General features: G+C 61.2%; 13 protein-coding genes and 3 pseudogenes. 12 read left to right on the top strand and 4 right to left on the bottom strand.

Annotated elements, in window-relative coordinates; translation table 11 throughout:
* Positions 1-866 (bottom strand): annotated as a pseudogene (locus ACZRJ6_RS25650) (immunoglobulin-like domain-containing protein); the annotation flags it as partial.
* A gap of 147 nt (positions 867-1,013) precedes the next feature.
* A pseudogene (locus ACZRJ6_RS25645) lies at positions 1,014-1,388 on the bottom strand (retention module-containing protein); the annotation flags it as partial.
* A 339-nt stretch (positions 1,389-1,727) separates the two neighbouring features.
* On the opposite strand from ACZRJ6_RS25645, the gene ACZRJ6_RS25640 reads away from it, so the two are divergent.
* The 12 genes and pseudogenes from ACZRJ6_RS25640 to ACZRJ6_RS25585 form a co-directional block, all read left to right on the top strand.
* Complete coding sequence (locus ACZRJ6_RS25640; protein WP_133103588.1) at positions 1,728-3,077, top strand: TolC family outer membrane protein; 1,350 nt, start codon at positions 1,728-1,730, stop codon at positions 3,075-3,077.
* A gap of 40 nt (positions 3,078-3,117) precedes the next feature.
* Positions 3,118-5,274 (top strand): type I secretion system permease/ATPase, encoded by a 2,157-nt coding sequence (locus ACZRJ6_RS25635; protein WP_463970624.1) that lies wholly within the window; start codon positions 3,118-3,120, stop codon positions 5,272-5,274.
* Positions 5,264-6,628: an HlyD family type I secretion periplasmic adaptor subunit gene (locus ACZRJ6_RS25630; protein WP_149414263.1), complete on the top strand. Its 1,365-nt coding sequence runs from the start codon at positions 5,264-5,266 to the stop codon at positions 6,626-6,628. Before ACZRJ6_RS25635 ends, ACZRJ6_RS25630 begins: the two co-directional genes overlap by 11 nt.
* Before the next feature lie 243 nt (positions 6,629-6,871).
* Positions 6,872-7,756 (top strand): TauD/TfdA dioxygenase family protein, encoded by an 885-nt coding sequence (locus ACZRJ6_RS25625; RefSeq protein WP_463970623.1) that lies wholly within the window; start codon positions 6,872-6,874, stop codon positions 7,754-7,756.
* Between the two features lie 14 nt (positions 7,757-7,770).
* Positions 7,771-8,796 carry an ABC transporter substrate-binding protein gene (locus ACZRJ6_RS25620; RefSeq protein ID WP_463970622.1) on the top strand — a complete coding sequence of 342 codons (1,026 nt, stop codon included), beginning with the start codon at positions 7,771-7,773 and terminating at the stop codon, positions 8,794-8,796.
* A gap of 1 nt (position 8,797) precedes the next feature.
* Positions 8,798-9,649, top strand: coding sequence for an ABC transporter ATP-binding protein (locus tag ACZRJ6_RS25615; protein WP_463970621.1), 852 nt, complete (start codon positions 8,798-8,800; stop codon positions 9,647-9,649).
* Positions 9,650-9,675: 26 nt separating this feature from the next.
* Positions 9,676-10,524: an ABC transporter permease gene (locus ACZRJ6_RS25610; protein WP_463970620.1), complete on the top strand. Its 849-nt coding sequence runs from the start codon at positions 9,676-9,678 to the stop codon at positions 10,522-10,524.
* Positions 10,525-10,695: 171 nt separating this feature from the next.
* The gene (locus ACZRJ6_RS25605) at positions 10,696-11,616 is read left to right on the top strand and encodes a LysR family transcriptional regulator (protein ID WP_463970619.1); all 921 of its coding nucleotides are present in this window, start codon (positions 10,696-10,698) and stop codon (positions 11,614-11,616) included.
* Between the two features lie 137 nt (positions 11,617-11,753).
* Positions 11,754-13,289 carry an MFS transporter gene (locus ACZRJ6_RS25600; protein ID WP_463970618.1) on the top strand — a complete coding sequence of 512 codons (1,536 nt, stop codon included), beginning with the start codon at positions 11,754-11,756 and terminating at the stop codon, positions 13,287-13,289.
* A 26-nt stretch (positions 13,290-13,315) separates the two neighbouring features.
* Positions 13,316-14,374, top strand: coding sequence for an HlyD family secretion protein (locus ACZRJ6_RS25595; protein WP_463970617.1), 1,059 nt, complete (start codon positions 13,316-13,318; stop codon positions 14,372-14,374).
* Positions 14,371-15,816 carry an efflux transporter outer membrane subunit gene (locus ACZRJ6_RS25590; protein WP_463970616.1) on the top strand — a complete coding sequence of 482 codons (1,446 nt, stop codon included), beginning with the start codon at positions 14,371-14,373 and terminating at the stop codon, positions 15,814-15,816. Before ACZRJ6_RS25595 ends, ACZRJ6_RS25590 begins: the two co-directional genes overlap by 4 nt.
* Positions 15,817-15,964: 148 nt before the next feature.
* Positions 15,965-16,240: pseudogene (locus ACZRJ6_RS25585) on the top strand (TonB-dependent receptor domain-containing protein); the annotation flags it as partial.
* 121 nt (positions 16,241-16,361) lie between these two features.
* On the opposite strand, the gene ACZRJ6_RS25580 reads toward ACZRJ6_RS25585, so the two are convergent.
* Positions 16,362-17,066: a DUF3142 domain-containing protein gene (locus tag ACZRJ6_RS25580; RefSeq protein WP_463970615.1), complete on the bottom strand. Its 705-nt coding sequence runs from the start codon at positions 17,064-17,066 to the stop codon at positions 16,362-16,364.
* A 3-nt stretch (positions 17,067-17,069) separates the two neighbouring features.
* Positions 17,070-19,232 (bottom strand): PA5441 family protein, encoded by a 2,163-nt coding sequence (locus ACZRJ6_RS25575; RefSeq protein WP_463970614.1) that lies wholly within the window; start codon positions 19,230-19,232, stop codon positions 17,070-17,072.
* Positions 19,233-19,245: the final 13 nt, after the last annotated feature.

Here is a 19,245-nt window from a genome sequence, read left to right as displayed (position 1 = left end):
TTAGGCGTCAGCTGTTCAAAATTGCCGCCGGTGGTGGACTTGATGAAGTCGGTGACGGTGCTGCCATTGTTGTAAACATCGTTGACCGGCGTATCGACCGCGACGAAGCCGCTGGTTTTCCCGGCTTCGATGGTGATCACCGCACCGCTATTGAGCGTCACGGTGACGGCGGTGTCGGCAGGGTTTGTCAGTGTGGCGGTGTAGGTGATCTTGCCGCCTTCAACAATCGATCCTTCAGCGCTCAGCGTCAGGCCGGTGTTGTCCAGCGAGTCGACAATCTTCGTCTCAGCCGGCGCAGTATTGGGCACCAGGCTCTCAAAATTCCCACCCGTCGTCCCAGTAATCGTGGTGCTGACTGTACTGCCATTGTTGTAAACGTCATTGGCCGGGGTATCGACCACCACTGTGCCGGTGGACTTGCCCGCTTCAATGGTAATTACCGAGCCATTGCTCAAGGTGACGGTCACCGGCGTTTGCGCCGGGTTGGTCAGCGTCGCGGTGTAAGTGATCTGGCCGCCTTCGGTCACACTCTCGCCCGCCGTCAGCGTGACGGTGGTGGTGTCGATGGTGTCGGTGATCTGGGTCACGGCCGGCGCCGGGTTGATGGTCAGCTCCAGGTTGGTGCCGCCAGTGGTGCCGGTAACGGTGACGCTGATCTGGCTTGGATCGATATAAGGGCTGTCATTCGGCGCCATGGGCACGTTGACGGTGCTGGTCAACTGGCCAGCCGGGATGGTGATCACCGAGCCGTTGGACAGGGTGATGCTCAGGTCGCTGGTGGGCGCTTGGGTCACGGTGGCGGTATAGGTCAGCACGCCGCCAGCTTCGGTGATGGTCGGCGTGGCACCCAGGGTAAGGGTCGATGGTACGGGCGCGGCTGGGCCCGCTTGGTCAGCGTTGGTGGTCGGTTGCGCGGCGAGGCGCTCGGTCAATGGGGCCGTGGTAACGGCCAGGCCGGCAGTCGGGAAACCAATCGTTGGGTCAACGCGGCCTGCGGTTGCATCCAGCACCACGAAGCTGTGACCACCACCCGCGGCGCCCGTACCGGCAGCGGTTGGGCCCGCAGCGGTGGCTTCCAGCTCGGTGGTCGGGTCGGCGCCGGCGGCGATGGCTTGCTGCAGTTCGGCAACCGACGGTGCGGCTTGCGCGGTGGCCTCGGCCAGGTCGGTGCTGGAGTCGGGGGCGTCGGCGCTCCACTGGGTGTCGCGGCCCAGGTCCAGGGTCCGGCCGTCGGCCAGTTCCAGACTCACGGCGCCGGAGAGACCGGTGTCTATCTGGTCACCGACGAACAGACGATCACCTTCAACGAGAACACGTCTGACCCCTTCCGGAGAAATGACGAACACTTGGCCAACAATGCTTTTGACGATGGCAACAACGCTGCTCATTGAAGAGTTCTCCGGCGATCCGTTCGGGTGACTTCCATAGTCCTGACAATCATTTAGATGCCAGTTTGGAGGTGCTTAAGTTTTGACAGGTTAATCGTCAATAATTTGGCTGAGTTTTTTTAGAAATTAACTTTATGCCAAACTATTGACCTTATGGGCTCCATCCTAAACAATCGCCCCACTAATGTCACATTGATATTTACGTGGCGAATCGTCCTACGGTGTGTGATCCAGTTCCGCTTTTGAACTTTCCGACGCACGGTCATTACGGTTGCCATTTTTCGGCGCAGCGACATGAGTCGCTGTGATTTGAGACAAGAAGTCCTGGGGAATTTTTTAATGCGTTTGCAACTGCTCAAGGCTATACCGTTCGTCCTCGCCGCCAGCTTCGTACAAGCACAAACATTGCCCCAGGCCATGCAGCAAGCGCTGGATGTGCATCCGGAGATCCAGGCGGGCGTCAACAGCCGCCTGTCTGCCGACTACCAGTTGCGAGCCGCCCAGGGCGGTTATTTGCCGCGGGTCGATCTGAACGCCGGTTACGGTCGTGAAGGCACCGATAGCTCGTCCACCCGAACCAATAGCAGCAACCACTGGGACACGCTCAATCGCAGTGAGTCCAGCCTGCGTCTGCAGCAAATGATTTTTGACGGCTTTGCTACTTCCAGCGAAGTAGGGCGCCAACAAGCCAACGTTAACTCCCGTGCGTACTCCCTGCTCGGCACCTCCGAGCGCACTGGATTGACAGTGGCCCAGGTTTACCTCGACGTGCTGACCCGCCGTGAATTTGTGCGCCTGGCCGAAGACAACCTGCGCAACCACGAGCGCATCTACGACCAGATCAAGCTGCGCACCCAGCGTGGCGTGGGCAGCGGTGCCGACCTTGACCAGGCCGAAGCCCGTCTGGCCCAGGCCCGCAACAATGTGATCACCGAACAGACCAACCTGGCCGATGCCCAAACCAACTACCTCAGCGCCGTTGGCCAGATGCCGGACCAGTTGGAGCGTCCTGCCCCATTCATGGCACTGCTGCCCGTCGACTTGAATGAAGCGCGCCGCCAGATGCTCGACAACAGCCCGATCCTGCGCTCTGCCGAATCCGATATCGTCGCCGCCGAAAAGCAGTACGAAGCGGCCAAGTCGTCCTTCTACCCGCGTTTTGATGCCGAGCTTGGCACCAACGCCGATAACAACATCGACGGCGACGCCAGCCACAACAATGGCTGGGAAGCCATGGTACGTATGCGTTTCAACCTGTTCGCCGGTGGCAGCAACAAGGCCGACCTGCAATCCAAGTCCTACCAGTCCAACCAGGCCCTGGATATCCGCAACAATGCCTTGCGCCAGCTGAACGAAGAGCTGGGCCTGGCCTGGAACGCTCTGAACAACGCCAATGCCCAGGTGCCGATCGCCCAGCAATATGTCGACCACAGCAACAACGTGCGTAGCGCCTATCAGAAGCAATTCAGCCTCGGCGAGCGGACCCTGCTGGATTTGCTCGACAGCGAGAACGAGCTGTTCACTGCCTCCCGGCGCCTGGAAGAGATAAAAAACGTTCAGTTATTTACTCAGTACCGAATCAAGGCGACCATGGGCGAGTTGCTCAAGAGCCAGGGAGTGGTCGCACCGATGGCCTCCGTCGTACAAAACGATGTGAAGCCGAAGGTTCAACTGCCTGGGATGAACTGAGTAAAAACTCATTGTCCAATTGTTAGTTGAGAGTGTTCGCGTGGAATCAGAAGTCAGTCGAGTTCATCTCAGTCATGATCCACGCGCACTGCACGACGACCCGTTACTCGACGGTTTATTGACGCTCTGTGCCCTGCACCAGAAGCCGGCCAGCGCGGCGATGCTCACCACCGGCCTGCCGCTGCCCGCGCAGCGCCTGAGCGCTGATCTGCTGGCTCGTGCCGCCGCACGTGCCGGGTTGCAGGGGCGTTTGCTGCAACGCAAGCTCGAACAGATCCCCACCATTGCCCTGCCGGCGCTGCTGTTGCTCAAGGACGGTCGTAGCACCGTGCTGGTCGGCTGGCAAGGCCAGGACGAAGCGCGGATCCTGCTCAGCGAAAGCGACGGCGGTGAAGTGATCATCAAGCGCGAGCAGCTCGCCGATGACTACATCGGCAAAGTGTTCTTCGCCCAGCCCCAGCACAAATTCGACGTCAACCACGGCACCCTGATTCCCCGTGCCCGCTCGTGGTTTCGCGACACCTTGAAGCGTTCGCGCTGGCTCTACACCGACGCCATCGCCGCCAGTTTCCTGATCAACATCATCGCCATGGCCGCGCCGCTCTTTGTGATGAACGTCTACGACCGCGTGGTGCCGAACCAGGCCACGGCCACCCTGTGGGTGCTGGCCATCGGCATCGGCGGCGCCTACTTGTTCGACCTGATCCTCAAGAGCCTGCGCAGCTTGTGCCTGGACCTGGCGGGGAAAAAGACCGACCTGATCATCTCGGCCACGCTATTCGAGCGCATTGTCGGCATGTCCATGAAGTACCGCCCGGCGCGGGTCGGCAGCTTCGCCCAGAACATCCACGAATTTCAGAGCCTGCGTGATTTTCTCGCGTCTCTGACCCTCACCAGCCTGATAGACCTGCCGTTCACCCTGCTGATCTTCCTGGTGATTGCCATCCTCGGTGGGCACCTGGTGTGGGTTCCGGTGCTGGCGTTCCCGATTGCCCTGGGGATCGGCTACGCCCTGCAAAAACCCCTGGTGGCGACCATGGAACGAACCATGGCCCTAGCCGCCGAGCGCCAGTCGAGCCTGATCGAAACCCTCGCCGGGCTGGACGCGGTCAAGGTTAACAACGCCGAAAGCGAGCGCCAGTACCAGTGGGAACAGACTATTGGCACCCTCAGCCGTCTTGAGCTGCGGGTGAAGTTGCTGTCGGGCCTGTCGATGAACATGACCCTGCTGATCCAGCAACTGGCTGGCGTCATCATGATCGTCTTCGGCGTGTACCAGATCATTGACGGCAACCTCAGCATGGGCGGCTTGATCGCCTGCTACATGCTCAGCGGCCGCGCCCTGAGCCCGCTGGCCTCGCTGTCGGGCCTGCTGACCCGTTACCAGCAAGCCAAGGTCACTATGACCTCGGTGGACCAGATGATGGAGTTGCCCCAAGAGCGCAATTTCGAAGAGCGCCCTATGAGCCGCCGCACCCTGCAAGGCGCCATCGAGTGCCGTGGCCTGAACTTCACCTACCCGAACCAACAGAACGCCGCGCTGAAGAACATCAACCTGGTGATCAAGCCCGGCGAGAAAATCGGCATCATCGGCCGCAGCGGCTCGGGTAAAAGCTCCCTGGCCAAACTGCTGGTGGGCCTCTATCAACCGGACTCCGGTGCGCTGCTGGTGGACGGCGTGGACATCCGCCAGATCGACGTCAGTGAATTGCGCCACAACATCGGCTATGTACCGCAAGATATCCAACTGCTGGCCGGTACCCTGCGTGACAACCTGGTCTCCGGTGCCCGCTACGTCGAAGACGAGGTAGTCCTGCAGGCCGCCGAGCTTGCCGGTGTGAATGAGTTTGCCAGCCTGCACCCCCAGGGCTACGAGCTGCAAGTCGGCGAACGTGGGCAGAACCTGTCTGGCGGCCAGCGGCAAAACGTCGCCCTGGCTCGCGCCCTGCTGCTCAACCCGCCTATCCTGCTGCTCGACGAACCGACCAGCGCCATGGACAACACTGGTGAAGAACGCTTGAAACAACGCCTGCAAGCTGTGGTGGCAAACAAGACGGTGGTGCTGGTCACGCACCGTGCCTCGCTGCTGTCCCTGGTGGACCGCCTGCTGGTGGTCGACCGTGGGCAGATCCTCGCGGACGGCCCGAAAGCCGTGGTCATGGAAGCGTTGAAGAAGGGGCAAATCAGTGTCGCTTAACTCTATCAAAGCTTCGATCGGCAGCTATTTTAAAGGCTCCGAATCTCTTCATGATCAACCGCTGCCCGAGGTCAACAAGGCGTTGATCGAAGATGCGCCGCGGGTCATCCGCCTGACCATCTGGGCGATCATCGCGTTCTTCCTGTTCCTGATGACCTGGGCGTATTTCTCCAGCATCGACGAAGTAACCCGTGGCGACGGCAAGGCCATTCCGTCCTCCAAGCTGCAGAAAATCCAGAACCTGGAAGGCGGTATTGTCGCCGAGTTGTACGTGCATGAAGGCCAGATCGTTGAAGCCGGTGCTCCGCTGATTCGCCTGGATGACACCCGCTTTGCCTCCAACGCCGGTGAAACCGAAGCCCAGCGGCTGTCCATGGTGCTGCGAGTCGAGCGCTTGAGCGCCCAGGTGGATGATCGTCCGCTCAATATCACTGACGACGTGCTCAAGGCTGCGCCAAGCCAGGCGGCCAACGAACGCTCCTTGTACGAGAGCCGTCGCCAGCAGCTCAAGGATGAGATCGGCGGCTTGCAGGAGCAACTGGTGCAGCGCCAACAGGAACTGCGCGAGTTCAGCTCCAAGCAAGGTCAGTACCGCAACCAGTTGAGCCTGCAACGCCAGGAAATCAACATGTCCGAGCCGCTGGTGGCCCAGGGCGCGGTATCTCCGGTGGAAGTGCTGCGCCTCAAGCGCGCCGAGATGGAAACCCGTGGGCAACTGGATGCCACTACCCTGGCCATTCCCCGCGCCGAATCGGCGATCAAGGAAGTGCAGCGCAAAATCGACGAGACCCGCGGCAAATTCCGCAGTGAAGCCCTGACCCAACTCAACGAAGCCCGCACCGAACTGAACAAGGCCGAGTCCACCGGCAAGGCCCTGGAAGATCGGGTCAGCCGCACCCTGGTGACCTCGCCGGTACGCGGCATCGTCAAGCAGCTGCTGGTCAACACCGTTGGCGGCGTGATTCAGCCAGGCAGCGACATGGTGGAAATCGTGCCGCTCAACGACACCCTGCTGGTGGAAGCCAAGATCCGCCCCCAAGACATCGCCTTCCTGCATCCGGGGCAGGAGGCGATCGTCAAGTTCACCGCCTATGACTACACCATCTACGGCGGCCTCAAGGCCAAGCTGGAACGCATCGGCGCCGACACAATCACCGATGAAGACAAGAAAAACACTTACTACATGATCACCCTGCGCACCGACCGCAGCCACCTGGGCACCGATGAGAAGCCGCTGCTGATCATCCCCGGCATGGTCGCCTCGGTGGACATCATCACTGGCAAGAAAAGCATCCTCAGCTACCTGCTCAAGCCCATCATCCGGGCGCGGGCAGAGGCGTTGCACGAGCGCTAATCCGTAGCAGTTGTCGAGCGCCAGCGAGGCTACGTCGGCCGCACTCAAGCCTGGCCTCGGCACGGAGTCGCACCTGTCGTCGCCTCGCTAAAGCTCGGCGGCTGCTACGAAAGTGGAGAGGGCCGCACCCCGTCGGCCCTCTGACGCTGCGGCCCAAAAGCCATATAGATATTCGCTAACGGTATTTAAACTGCGGTTCTTATATCTATAAAGTCACTCTCCTGATCGCTCGGGAGTGAACCCATGCCTGCAACCTCCGCTGTTCCAACCACCACCCAAACTTTCGACATCCGCCCATTCCCCGGCAGCGTCGGCGTCGAGGTGATTGGCCTGGACCTTTCCCGCCCGGTCAACGACCAGGACTTCGCCCGCATTCACCGCGCGCACCTGGACCACCACGTCGTGGTCTTTCGCGACCAACGCATCACCCCCGAACAACAGATCGCCTTCAGCCGCCGCTTTGGCGTGCTGCAGATCCACGTGCTCAAACAGTTCCTGCTGGCCAACCACCCGCAAATCCTTATCGTCTCCAACATCATCGAGAACGGCCAATCCATCGGCCTGGGAGACGCCGGCAAGTTCTGGCATTCGGACCTTTCCTATAAGGAACTGCCGAGCCTGGGCTCGATGCTCCACGCCCAGGAGCTGCCGTCCGAAGGCGGCGACACCCTGTTCGCCGATATGCACAAAGCCTGGGAGCAACTGCCCGAGTACTTGCGCCAGGCCATCGAAGGCCGCAGCGCCGCCCACTCCTACACCGCGCGCTACAGCGAAACCAAATTCGAAGGCAACTGGCGCCCGACGCTAACCCCCGAGCAACTGGCCCAGGTCGCCGAAGTGGTACACCCCATCGTGCGCACCCACCCGGAAAACGGCCGCAAGGCGCTGTTCGTCAGTGAAGGCTTCACCACCCGCATCGTCGGCCTGCCGGAGGACGAAAGCCGCGACCTGCTGGCCCAGCTCTACGCCCACAGCGTGCTGCCGGAAAACATCTACCGCCATCAATGGCAGCCCCACGACCTGGTGTTCTGGGACAACCGCTCGCTGGTCCACCTGGCCGCCGGTTGCCCCAGCTACCTGCGCCGCAAGCTGTACCGCACCACCATCCAGGGCGACGCGCCTTTCTGATTCGGAGCAGCACCATGTCCAAGAAAACTCCATTCGCACGACTGGCCGCAACGCTTGGCCTAAGCGTCAGCCTTCTAGCTGGCAGCCTGATCGCACCGGCCGTAGCCCAGGCGGAAGGCGAAATTCGCATCGCTGAACAGTTCGGCATCGTCTACCTGTTGCTCAACGTGGTGCGCGACCAGAACCTGATCGAGAAATACGGCAAGCAAGAGGGCATCGACATCAAGGTCGACTGGACCCAACTGTCCGGTGGCGCGGCGGTCAATGACGCGTTGCTCTCCGGCTCCATTGATATTGCCGGCGCCGGTGTCGGCCCGCTGCTGACCATCTGGGACCGCACCCACGGCAAGCAGAACGTCAAGGCTGTCGCCTCCCTGGGCAACTTTCCTTACTACCTGGTGAGCAACAACCCCAAGGTCAAGACCATCGCTGACTTCACCGAGAAAGACCGCATCGCCGTGCCTGCCGTCGGCGTTTCGGTGCAGTCGCGCTTCCTGCAATACGCCGCCGCCAAGCAATGGGGCGACAAGGAATTCGATCGCCTGGACAAGTACACCGTCGCCGTTCCGCACCCGGATGCCACCGCTGCACTGATCGCCGGCGGCACTGAGCTGACCGGGCACTTCTCCAACCCGCCGTTCCAGGATCAGGCGCTGACCAATCCCAACGTCCATGTGGTGCTCAACACCTATGACCTGCTGGGCCCGAACTCACCGACGGTGCTGTTTGCCACCGAGAAATTTCGCAACGACAACCCGAAAACCTACAAGGCTTTCGTCGAGGCATTGACCGAAGCCGCGCAGTTCGCCCAGAACGATAAAGGCGCTGCCGCCGACACCTACATCCGCGTGACCAAGGCCAAGATCGACCGTGCTGCGTTGCTGAAAATTATCGATAACCCGCAATTTGAATTCAGCGTTACGCCGAAAAACACCTACCCGCTGGCCGAGTTCCTCTATCGCGTCGGCGCCATCAAAAACAAACCCGCATCGTGGAAGGATTACTTCTTTCAGGATGCCAAACCGTTGCAGGGGAGCTGAGATGAACGCGCCCTTGCAAGGCCATACGGCCAGCAACCTGCAGACCCCTTCCGCACTGCTGTCGGTGGACCATGTCAGCCTTGAATACCGCACGCCAGAACGAGTGGTGCGGGCCACGCATCAGGTCAGTTTTGAGATCGATCCGGCCGACCGCTTTGTGCTGCTGGGGCCTTCGGGCTGTGGCAAATCCACGTTGCTCAAGGCCGTCGCGGGGTTTATAAAACCCTGTGAAGGCGAGATCCGCTTGTTGGGGCAAAAGGTCGACCAGCCGGGCCCGGACCGTATCGTGGTGTTCCAGGAATTCGATCAACTGCCACCGTGGAAAACCGTCAAACAGAACGTCATGTTCCCACTGCTCGCTTCCAAAACCCTCAAGCGCCGCGAAGCTGAAGAACGTGCGCTGCACTACCTGGAAAAAGTCGGCCTGACGGCCTTTGCCGATGCCTATCCGCACACGCTGTCCGGCGGCATGAAAGCGCGTGTGTCGATTGCCCGAGCCTTGGCCATGCAGCCGAAAATCCTGCTGATGGATGAGCCCTTCGCTGCCCTCGACGCTTTGACCCGGCGCAAGATGCAGGAGGAGTTGCTGCTGCTCTGGGAAGAGGTGCGCTTCACTTTGCTGTTCGTCACCCACTCCATTGAAGAAGCGCTGGTGGTGGGCAATCGCATCCTGTTGCTGTCGCCTCATCCGGGACGGGTTCGCGCGCAAATCCACAGCCATCAATATGACCTGCACAGCCTTGGCGGTGTGGAGTTCCAGGCCTCGGCGCGGCGCATTCATCGGCTGTTGTTTGATGAAGTGCCTGAAACCGAACGTGAGTTGGGTTTCGCCGATATCCGCATCGCTTATTGAAGGGCTGCACCTTGAAGGATTACAGCATGCGCCAGGAATATGAAGTCACCCTCCAACCGCTGCTCAGCGTCCCCGTGGAACGCGAGCTGCCTCTGCGTCAGCGTCTGTGGCAACAAGGCTGGCTGCGCAAAAGCCTGATCCTGATCGTGCTCGCCATCCTCTGGGAAGCGGCCGCTCGTTATCAGAACAACGATTTGCTGCTGCCGAGTTTTTTGCAGACCTTCCACGCGTTCTACGACGGCATTGCCAGCGGCGAGTTGCTGGGCAAGGTCAGCATTTCCCTGGTGGTGCTGCTCAAGGGCTATCTGATCGGCATCGTGCTGGCATTCGCCCTGACCACCTTGGCGGTATCGACCCAATTGGGCCGCGACCTGTTGAGCACCCTGACCTCGATGTTCAACCCGTTGCCGGCGATTGCGTTGTTGCCGCTGGCGTTGTTGTGGTTTGGCCTGGGGCAGAACAGCCTGATTTTCGTGTTGGTGCATTCGGTGCTGTGGGCATTGGCGCTTAACACTTACTCGGGGTTTCTCGGCGTCTCGGAAACCCTGCGTATGGCTGGGCGCAACTATGGCCTCAAGGGCATGCGCTTTGTGCTGTTCATCCTGATTCCGGCGGCGTTGCCGTCGATCCTCGCCGGGCTGAAAATCGGCTGGGCGTTTGCCTGGCGTACGCTGATCGCCGCCGAACTGGTATTCGGCGCCACCAGCGGCAAGGGTGGCCTGGGCTGGTACATCTTCCAGAACCGCAATGAGCTGTACACCGACAAGGTTTTTGCCGGGCTGGCAGTGGTGATCCTCATCGGGCTGCTGGTGGAAAACCTGGTGTTTGACACCCTGGAGCGGGTCACCGTGAAACGTTGGGGTATGCAGCGCTAATCACCTGCTGCTCCCTGTAGGAGCGAGCTTGCTCGCGAAAAATGCCCAGGCAACGCGTTCCTTCAGGATGCCCGCGTTATCGTTAACGCTCTTCGCGAGCAAGCTCGCTCCTACAGAGAAGCCTGCTACGATTGCGCCAAGTTCACTCCCCACTGATCACGAGTGCTTGGCATGCAACTACCGGACATGAACCTGTTGGTGGCCCTCGACGCGTTGCTCGACGAGGGCAGTGTGGTGGGCGCCGCGCGGCGGATGAACCTGAGCCCGGCGGCGATGAGCCGCACCCTGACGCGAATCCGCGAAGCGGTGGGCGACCCGATCCTGGTGCGTGCCGGGCGCGGCCTGGTGCCGACCCCCAAGGCCCTGGAGTTGCAGGACCAGGTGCGCAGCGTGGTGGAGCAAGCGGCGCTGCTGTTTCGCTCAGCCGATCAGGTGGACTTGAGTACCCTACGGCGGCGGTTCAGCGTGCGGGCCAATGACTTTTTTGTCGGGGTCTATGGCGGTCGTTTGTTCGACACCATGGAACGCATGGCGCCGCTGTGTGAGCTGCGCTTCGTGCCCGAAGGCGACAGCGATGATGAAGCGCTACGAGAAGGGCGGCTGGACCTGCGGGTTGGTAACACCATGCCGATCACGCCTGAGGTGAAGGTGCAAAACCTGTTTTCCACCACCTTCGTCGGCCTGGCACGCATCGGCCATCCGCTGTTCGATGGGGAAATCACCGCCGCGCGGTTTGCCAGTTACTCCCATATCAGCATCTCCCGCCGTGGCATCGCCCGTGGGCCGATTGACACCGCCCTCAATGCCCAGGGCCTGGAGCGCCGGGTGGCAATGATCGCGCCGGGGTTTCACGGTGCTATGTTCATGCTGCCCGATTCTGACCTGATCCTGCCGGTGCCCAAGGAAGCGCTGTACAGCGTCAATCGCCTGAATCTGCCGCTGCGCGCCTTCACCTTGCCTATCTCCCTGCCGACCCTGGTGCTGACCCAGGCCTGGCATCCACGTTTCGACAAGGACCCAGCGCATAAATGGCTGCGCGAGACCATGCGCGAGTGCTGCGAAGCGACATGGCGCGAAGCCCAACCCACCTGATTCCCTGTAGGAGCAAGCTCGCTCCTATAGGTGAATAGTTGCGTTTGACGCACTTATAACCTTCAGATAAGTCAGTTTTCGTCATGCTAATACCTTATTAAACTTCTCGGGTATTTCTAATTCCGAGTTGTATCTTCATGACCTCCCTCGCTGCCCCCGCCTCTCAGGCTGCAGCCAAGCCGACAGCTATCAGCCCCCCCATCTTCGGCCCGCAAATCATCATCGGCCTGGTGGGCGTGTTGCTGGCGGTGCTGGTATCGGGCCTTAACGAGATGGTGACCAAGGTCGCCCTCGCTGATATTCGCGGTGCGCTGTACATCGGTTTTGACGAAGGTACCTGGCTGGTGGCCGCGTACACCGCCACCTCGGTGTCGGCCATGGCCTTCGCGCCGTGGTGTTCGGTGACCTTTTCCCTGCGCCGTTTCACCCTGTGGGCCATCGGCCTGTTTACCGTGCTCGGTGTGTTGTGCCCGTTTGCGCCCAACTACGAAAGCCTGCTGGTGCTGCGTACCGTGCAAGGCCTGGCCGGTGGTGCCTTGCCGCCAATGCTGATGACTGTGGCCCTGCGCTTTTTACCGGCCAATGTGAAGCTGTACGGCCTGGCCGGCTACGCCCTGACCGCCACCTTCGGCCCTAGCCTTGGCACACCGCTGGCGGCGCTCTGGACCGAATACGTCGGCTGGCAATGGGCGTTCTGGCAGGTCGTCGCGCCGTGCCTGCTGGCCATGGCCGCCGTGGCCTACGGCCTGCCCCAGGACCCGTTGCGCCTGGAGCGCCTTAAGCAGTTCAACTGGCGTGGTCTGCTGCTGGGGTTCCCGGCGATCTGCATGTTGGTGATCGGCCTGCTGCAGGGCAATCGCCTGGATTGGTTCGAATCAACGCTGATCACCTCGCTGCTGTGCGGTGGCTCGCTGTTGCTGGTGCTATTCATGATCAATGAGTGGTCGCACCCGATGCCGTTCTTCAAGTTGCAGTTGCTGGGGCTGCGCAACCTGGCCTTCGCGCTGATCGTATTGGCCGGGGTGCTGGTCGTGTTGCTGGCGGTGATCATCATTCCGTCCAACTACCTGGCGCAGGTACAGGGCTACCGACCGCTGCAAACCGCGCCGGTGATGCTGATTATGGCGTTGCCGCAGTTGATCGCGCTGCCGTTGGTGGCGGCGCTGTGCAACGTGCGTTGGGTCGATTGCCGCTGGGTGCTGGGGATTGGCTTGAGTATGTTGATCCTGTCCTGTGTCGGCGGCGCACAGCTGACCTCCGCGTGGATTCGCGATGATTTCTACGCCCTGCAATTGCTGCAAATTTTCGGGCAGCCGATGGCGGTGTTGCCGCTACTGATACTTTCCACCGGCAGCATCACCCCGGCGGATGGGCCTTTCGCCTCGGCCTGGTTCAACACAGTCAAGGGCCTGGCCGCCGTGGTTGCCACCGGGGTGATCGAGGCGCTGACCACTCACCGTCTGCACTTTCACTCGACCATGTTGGTGGACAGCCTGGGCAACTCACCGCTTGCCGACAGTGGCACCGCGGGCCTCGCCCATCGGCTGCACGAGCAGGCTGTGGTGCTGACCTCTTCGGATCTCTACTACGTCATGGCGGCTGTCGCGGCGGCATTGATCCTGCTGATTTTCTGGATGCCGACGCGGATCTATCCGCCCCGTGCGCCCGCTTGATTGTTCATTGAGACAAAGGATTTTTTATGAAACGCAAAGACCAAATCGCCGTGACCGTCATCGCCGTGTTTGCCGTGGGTGTGCTGGTGTACCTGCTGGCGCCGGGCCTGTTTGGCAGCAAGCGCCAGAGCACTAACGATGCCTTCGTCGCCGCTGACTACACCCTGGTGGCACCGCGTGTGGCCGGGTTTATCAAAGAGGTGCTGGTGGAAGACAACCAGCAGGTCAAGGCAGGGCAATTGCTGGCGTTGATCGATGACCGCGACTTTCGTGCCGCGGCCCTGGCGGCCGACGCTGATACCCTGGTGGCCCGGGCGCAGTTGCAAAACGCCAAGGCGACCCTGGAGCGCCAGACCTTGGTGATCGCTCAGGCCCAGGCTACGGTGGCCTCGGATCGTGCCGGAATGGCCTTCGCCGAACACGAACTGAACCGTTACAACCATCTCGCCGGTGTCGGCGCTGGCACCGTGCAGAACGCCCAGCAAGCCAAGACCCGTATCGACCAGGCCACCGCACGCCTGGCCAACGCCACGGCGGTGCTGGCCGCCGAGCGCAAGCAGGTGGAAATCCTCACCGCCCAGCGCGATGCCGCCGAAGGTGGCCTGAAGCGGGCCCATGCGGCGCTGGAAATGGCCAGTTATCAGCTGTCCTATACCCGTATCGTCGCCCCGGTGGACGGCATGGTCGGTGAGCGCGCCGTGCGGGTCGGCGCCTACGTCACGCCGGGCAGTAAGATTCTCGCCGTGGTGCCGTTGGCCGAGGCTTACGTGGTGGCCAATTTCCAGGAGACCCAGCTGTCCCACATGCGTGCCGGCCAGTCGGTAGAAGTGCGCGTCGACAGCCTCGACGGCGAAGTCCTCAAGGGCCATCTCGAAAGCCTGGCACCAGCGACAGGTGTGACTTTCGCCTCGATCAAGCCGGACAACGCCACCGGCAACTTCACCAAGGTGGTGCAGCGCATTCCGGTGAAAATCATCCTGGAGCCCGGCCAGCTGCTGACCGGGCACCTGCGGGTTGGCATGTCGGTGGAAGCCAGCGTCGATACCCAGCCCGCCACGCTGCAGCGTGAGGTGGCCCAGCAATGAGAAGAATCGCCTGGTTTACCCTGAGCATGATCAGCCTGAGCGCCTGCACCGTTGGCCCGGATTTCCAGCGCCCTCAAGGCCCGCAGGTGACGCAATGGACCGAACCTCAAGGCCGTCAAGCGGCCAGCCACGCCGTCAATGGCGCGCTGGAAGAGCGTTGGTGGGAAGTATTCCACGACGAGCAACTGTCTGCCCTCACTCGCCGCGCGCTGACCGACAACCTCGACCTGAAACTGGCCAGCAGCCGCCTGCAACAAAGTCGCGCCGTGCGCCAGGTGACGACCGCCGAGCGCTATCCGAGCGTCGATGCCAGCAGTGGCTACGGCCGTCAACGCAACAGCGCCAAGGGCCTGAGCGACCCGTCCGGCAAGAACGGCCGTTCGGCCTTCAACCGCTGGGATGCCGGATTCTCCGCCTCCTGGGAACTGGACTTTTGGGGCCGGGTAAAGCGCGAAACCGAAGCCGCCGACGCCACCCTGCAAGTGGCCGAAAACGACCGCCGCGCGGTGCTGCTGTCGGTGCTGGCGGAAACCGCCCAGGACTACATCCAACTGCGCGGTGTGCAGAACACCCGTGCGGTTACCGAGCAAAACCTCGACGTCGCCCGCCACAGTCTGAAACTCTCACAACTGCGCTTGGCCGATGGTGTGGCCACCGACCTCGACGTGGCCGAAGCCGCCGCCCAGGTCGCCGCCATCGAAGCGCGCCTGCCGGACTTGCAGCAACGCCAGGACCAACTGATCAACGCCCTGAGTTTGTTGATGGGCCAGGCGCCGCAAGCCTTGTACGCACAATTGTCCAAGGATGGCGCCGTGCCCCAGACCCAACGCCAGGTTGCTATTGGCCTGCCGTCGCAACTGGCTGAACGCCGTCCCGATATCCGCCAGGCCGAGGCGCGGTTGCATGCGGCGACCGCGACCATCGGCGTGGCCAAGGGCGATTTCTACCCACGCATCACCCTGTCGGGTAGCCTCGGTTCCCAGGCCATGCAACTGTCGGATTTCGGCTCCTGGGGTTCTCGTGCATTTGCCTTCGGCCCGCAGTTCAGCTTGCCGATTTTCAACGGTGGCCGGCTCAAGGGCATGCTCGATTTGCGTGAAGCCCAGCAACAGGAAGCGGCCCTGGCCTACCAGCAAACCGTGTTGCGGGCCTGGCATGAAATTGACGATCAGCTGACCCGCTACAACGCCAGCCAACTGCGTCGTGACAGCCTGGCCGAAGCGGTGCGGCAGAACCAGATCGCCCTCACCACCGCCCAGGCGCAATACGTCGAAGGCGTGGTGGATTTCGTCAACGTGCTCACCGTGCAAAGTGCGTTGCTGGCGACTCAGGAGCAGTGGGTCGAAAGCTCCACCGGCGTGTCCCTGGCCATGGTCGGCTTGTATAAAGCGTTGGGAGGAGGCTGGGAGTCGGTGTATCCGTTGCAGACAGCGGGGCGCTAACCGACAAAGGGTTTTGCCAGTCGCGATACAAAGTGTAATGATAATTTATCTCAACGGCGCGTCCGGGCTTTTCATGGATACCGCGACTGACGGCCAGCAACAGCTTCACCTCCTGTATCGAGACCACCAAGGCTGGCTGCGCAAGCGCCTGGCCGGCCTCGGCGCAGGCCTTGGCACTCGCTACGCCCGCAGCAGCTTCGGTGATTATTACGAAGGGGCGTTCAGCATCCCGTCCTACACCGTTTACGACGCCCGCCTGAGCTACGACCTGGGCGCCTCGCCGCTCAAGCTCAAAGGCGTGAAACTGGCAATGAACGTGCAGAACCTGACCAACAAAACCTACGTCGCCCAATGCACCAGCGACCTGGATTGTTACTACGGCGAAGGGCGCACGGTGGTGTCGAGTTTGACGTATGACTGGTAGGGACAGGATCTCCGAGGCTATCCAATAACTTGTGGCGAGGGAGCTTGATGCCGTTGGGCTGCCTAGCAGCCCTAAACTCAAGGGGGTAATCCGTATTCAGCTATCGGGAGTCAAGCTGAATTCAGCGATTCTGCAAAAACACCACATACCCCCGAAACCACTCACTTCCCTCCAAATACCCCGGCTCCTCCCACTCCCCACCCTGAATCAAGCCAATCTTGAACGGCACCCCCATTCGATTCATCCGTGGCAGATACGCCGCGTAATCCGCAATGCTGTGGCGCCCCTGGTAGGTTTGCACTACCACTTCATCCACCACACCCTTGAGCTGGGCGATGGCTTCGGGGTCGGCGTTGCTGCTCCAGTCCAGCAGGCCGGTGATGCTCAAACGCAGGTTTTTGGGCAGGCGTTGGCGCAGGTCTTTGAGGAAGTCGGTGTATTCGTGCAGGTATTGTGTGCGGGCGTCGAAGTCGATCTGGATGCCGATCACCGGGTTGCCGGCATCCCGCCAGCGTTGCACTTGCCCCAATAATTGCGTGTAGACCGACTCTGGCCAGTGCAGCGTGTGGGCGCGGTAGACGATCCATACCTCGCCTTGGCTGATGCGCGGCACGCTCATACCTTGGGCGATGAATTGCACGCCGCGCCGGGGGTGGCGGCGCGTTGAGTTGATTTGGCCCTGGAGGATGTACAGGGTTTTTGCCTGCTTGAGCACCGGCTGGGAAGCGACGCCGCTCCACAGCCAGAAGGCGTCATAGTCGCGTGCGTCGACCGCGCCGAAGGCCGGGCTTGCCAGCAGGAGTAGGCACAGCCAGAAGCCTTTCACTGCTTACCAGTAGTACTGCAGCGACTTGCCCCACTGAGTATCGGCGAAGCCGGTTTTCAGCTGGCGGAACCAGCCCTTGCGCACCGCCTTGTCGACGTCTTCGCCACCGCAGCTGTTGTAGCCGGCAGGGGCGTAGCAGTTGAGGGCGCGAAACAGCGCGTAGGCCTTGTCGTCGCGTGGCGCCTTGGCGTTGCCGATCACTTGTTTGTAGCCATCGAGCCGAGAAAAGGTTTCGCCTTTGAAGTCCGACGCGGTGCTGCCCAAGCTGCCGGCTGAGCGCGCCTGTTCCAGAGGCATGCCGTCCAGGCCGTTGCGCAGGATGAATTCACCGAAGCAGTTCAGGCTCTGTGGGTTTTTCGGATCGCTCTGCAAGGTGCTGGCGGTTTGCGCGATGGTCGGGCAGGCATAGCCTGATTCAGCCTTGTCGCCGTTCCAGTGGAACAACTTGAGCGACTGGCCGCCGCTGTAGACATAGCCCAGGCTGGTGCCGATCTTGTCTTCGGGTGCCGAGGCCGGTAGCTGTTTCAAGTCTTCGGCGAAGGTGGCGAACTGGCTGCGGAGCAGGTCTTTGTAGAGCAGCACGAATTGCGCAGTCTGACGCTCCAGCGGGTCGCTGGCCTGGGCGATCTGTTGGCGCAGCAACTCGGGGCCGGCGACGTTGCGCAGCAAAATATAGCGCACCTGCTTGGTGCTGATCGGCGAGTCGGCAGCGAACACCTTGGCCAATTGGCCGCTGCGCTCATAGTTCATGGCCAGGGCCAGCTCCAATTGGTCACGCTGCAAGGGTTGCTTGGCGAGCGGCAGCAGTTGCAGCCAAAGCGTCTGGGCGGCTTTCCAATCCTCCTTGGCCTCCAGCGCCAGGCCGCGCAGGGTCTGCTGGCTGAAGGCGAAGTAATCCAGGCTTGACGGCACGTCTTGTGGCAACAGCTTCAAGGCGTTGCCGGGTTGATGTTCGACGTAAAGGGCAAACGCGGCTTGCACGTAGTCGTACAGCGCAGGCTCGTTGGCAAACACGGTTTTTTGCGCTTCAAGGGTTTCACGGGTCAGCCGTGGCGGGTTGTAGGCGCGCATCCACATCAGGTCGTTGATCGCCAGCAGCATCGGGTTTTTTACGGTGTTGGCGTTGCTCATCAACAGCTTGGTGTCGGCTTCTTCCACCAGCGCATCCACGGATACGTTGCGCTGAGCGTCAGTGGCCTGGGTCAGTTGCCAGGCAAAGTCGTCTGCCAGTTTGTCCGGCTCACCCGCCAGCCAATGCACTCGACGCAGCAGGCCACGAGCGGAGGCTATGTATTCGCCCTGTGGATAAGTTTTCAGGTAATTACTGAAGCCTTCTTCGGCATCTTCCAGGATGGACTTATCCACATGCTCAAGTTGCGGCATGCCGTATTCGTCAAATGCATTTGCCTGGGCCTGGTTCAGCGAGGTGCGCGCGGTCATGTACCGCGCGGTCTCCTCAAGCCACGGCAGGGAGGTTGCGGAGGCGGCGGCAAAGCCTCGTTCTGCTTCACTAAAGCGGCCGCTGTAAAAGTCGGCGGCGGCTTGCAGGTACGTGCGTAACTCGCGGCCATTGGCCGATTGGATCTGTTGCGGATCGAGCAGGACCTGGCCTTCCCAACGGCACGTCGTGAGCAATTTCAGGCGTGCATTGACCAGTGCCTGACGTTCGGCAGTCGGAATATCGGCCTTGACCACCTGCTGGATAAACGCCGTGGCGCTGTCATCGTTGTTGCTGCGGCAGCGGCTGCCTTCGCCATCAATAAAGGCTTCGCCGGCCGTCTTGTAGTCGTCGCGCTTGATGCCCAGCGGTGCGAGCAGCTCATCGAGTTCGGCCGTGCGCGAGTTGTCGGGTTTATCCACAGGCTCATCGGCAGAAAGCGTGAGGCGGTACAGCGGGAACGGCACCTGGCCAAATCCCTGGGACAAGGCATCTTCGCTCAAGGCATTGGGCACCAGCGGCTCGGTCTTCTTGTCAGCCAACAACAGGCGCAGGTTGACCCGGCTGTCATTGCCCGGACTCAGGAACGGCAGATTGCTGCACACATCCAGGTTATTGCGTGAAATCCGCCAGTCCGGGTAGCACGAATCGTCGGAGCTGGCCTGGGCCTGAAGGGCAAGGCCGGCGAGCAGTACCAGCGCCAGGGGTGACAGAAGACCGATGTGCATGAGATGTCCTTGA

It is taken from the genome of Pseudomonas sp. C321, assembly GCF_055407105.1.
Note: the sequence above shows the minus strand (reverse complement) of the source record. Positions and strands in the feature narration are given on the sequence as shown.

Bases quoted from the DNA above. Each gene is read 5' to 3' on its own strand.
- ACZRJ6_RS25620 (WP_463970622.1), top strand. From the start codon at position 7,771: ATGTCCAAGAAAACTCCATTCGCACGACTGGCCGCAACGCTTGGCCTA.
- ACZRJ6_RS25615 (WP_463970621.1), top strand. From the start codon at position 8,798: ATGAACGCGCCCTTGCAAGGCCATACGGCCAGCAACCTGCAGACCCCT.
- ACZRJ6_RS25605 (WP_463970619.1), top strand. From the start codon at position 10,696: ATGCAACTACCGGACATGAACCTGTTGGTGGCCCTCGACGCGTTGCTC.
- ACZRJ6_RS25610 (WP_463970620.1), top strand. From the start codon at position 9,676: ATGCGCCAGGAATATGAAGTCACCCTCCAACCGCTGCTCAGCGTCCCC.
- ACZRJ6_RS25590 (WP_463970616.1), top strand. From the start codon at position 14,371: ATGAGAAGAATCGCCTGGTTTACCCTGAGCATGATCAGCCTGAGCGCC.
- ACZRJ6_RS25575 (WP_463970614.1), bottom strand. From the start codon at position 19,232: ATGCACATCGGTCTTCTGTCACCCCTGGCGCTGGTACTGCTCGCCGGC.
- ACZRJ6_RS25640 (WP_133103588.1), top strand. From the start codon at position 1,728: ATGCGTTTGCAACTGCTCAAGGCTATACCGTTCGTCCTCGCCGCCAGC.
- ACZRJ6_RS25600 (WP_463970618.1), top strand. From the start codon at position 11,754: ATGACCTCCCTCGCTGCCCCCGCCTCTCAGGCTGCAGCCAAGCCGACA.
- ACZRJ6_RS25625 (WP_463970623.1), top strand. From the start codon at position 6,872: ATGCCTGCAACCTCCGCTGTTCCAACCACCACCCAAACTTTCGACATC.
- ACZRJ6_RS25595 (WP_463970617.1), top strand. From the start codon at position 13,316: ATGAAACGCAAAGACCAAATCGCCGTGACCGTCATCGCCGTGTTTGCC.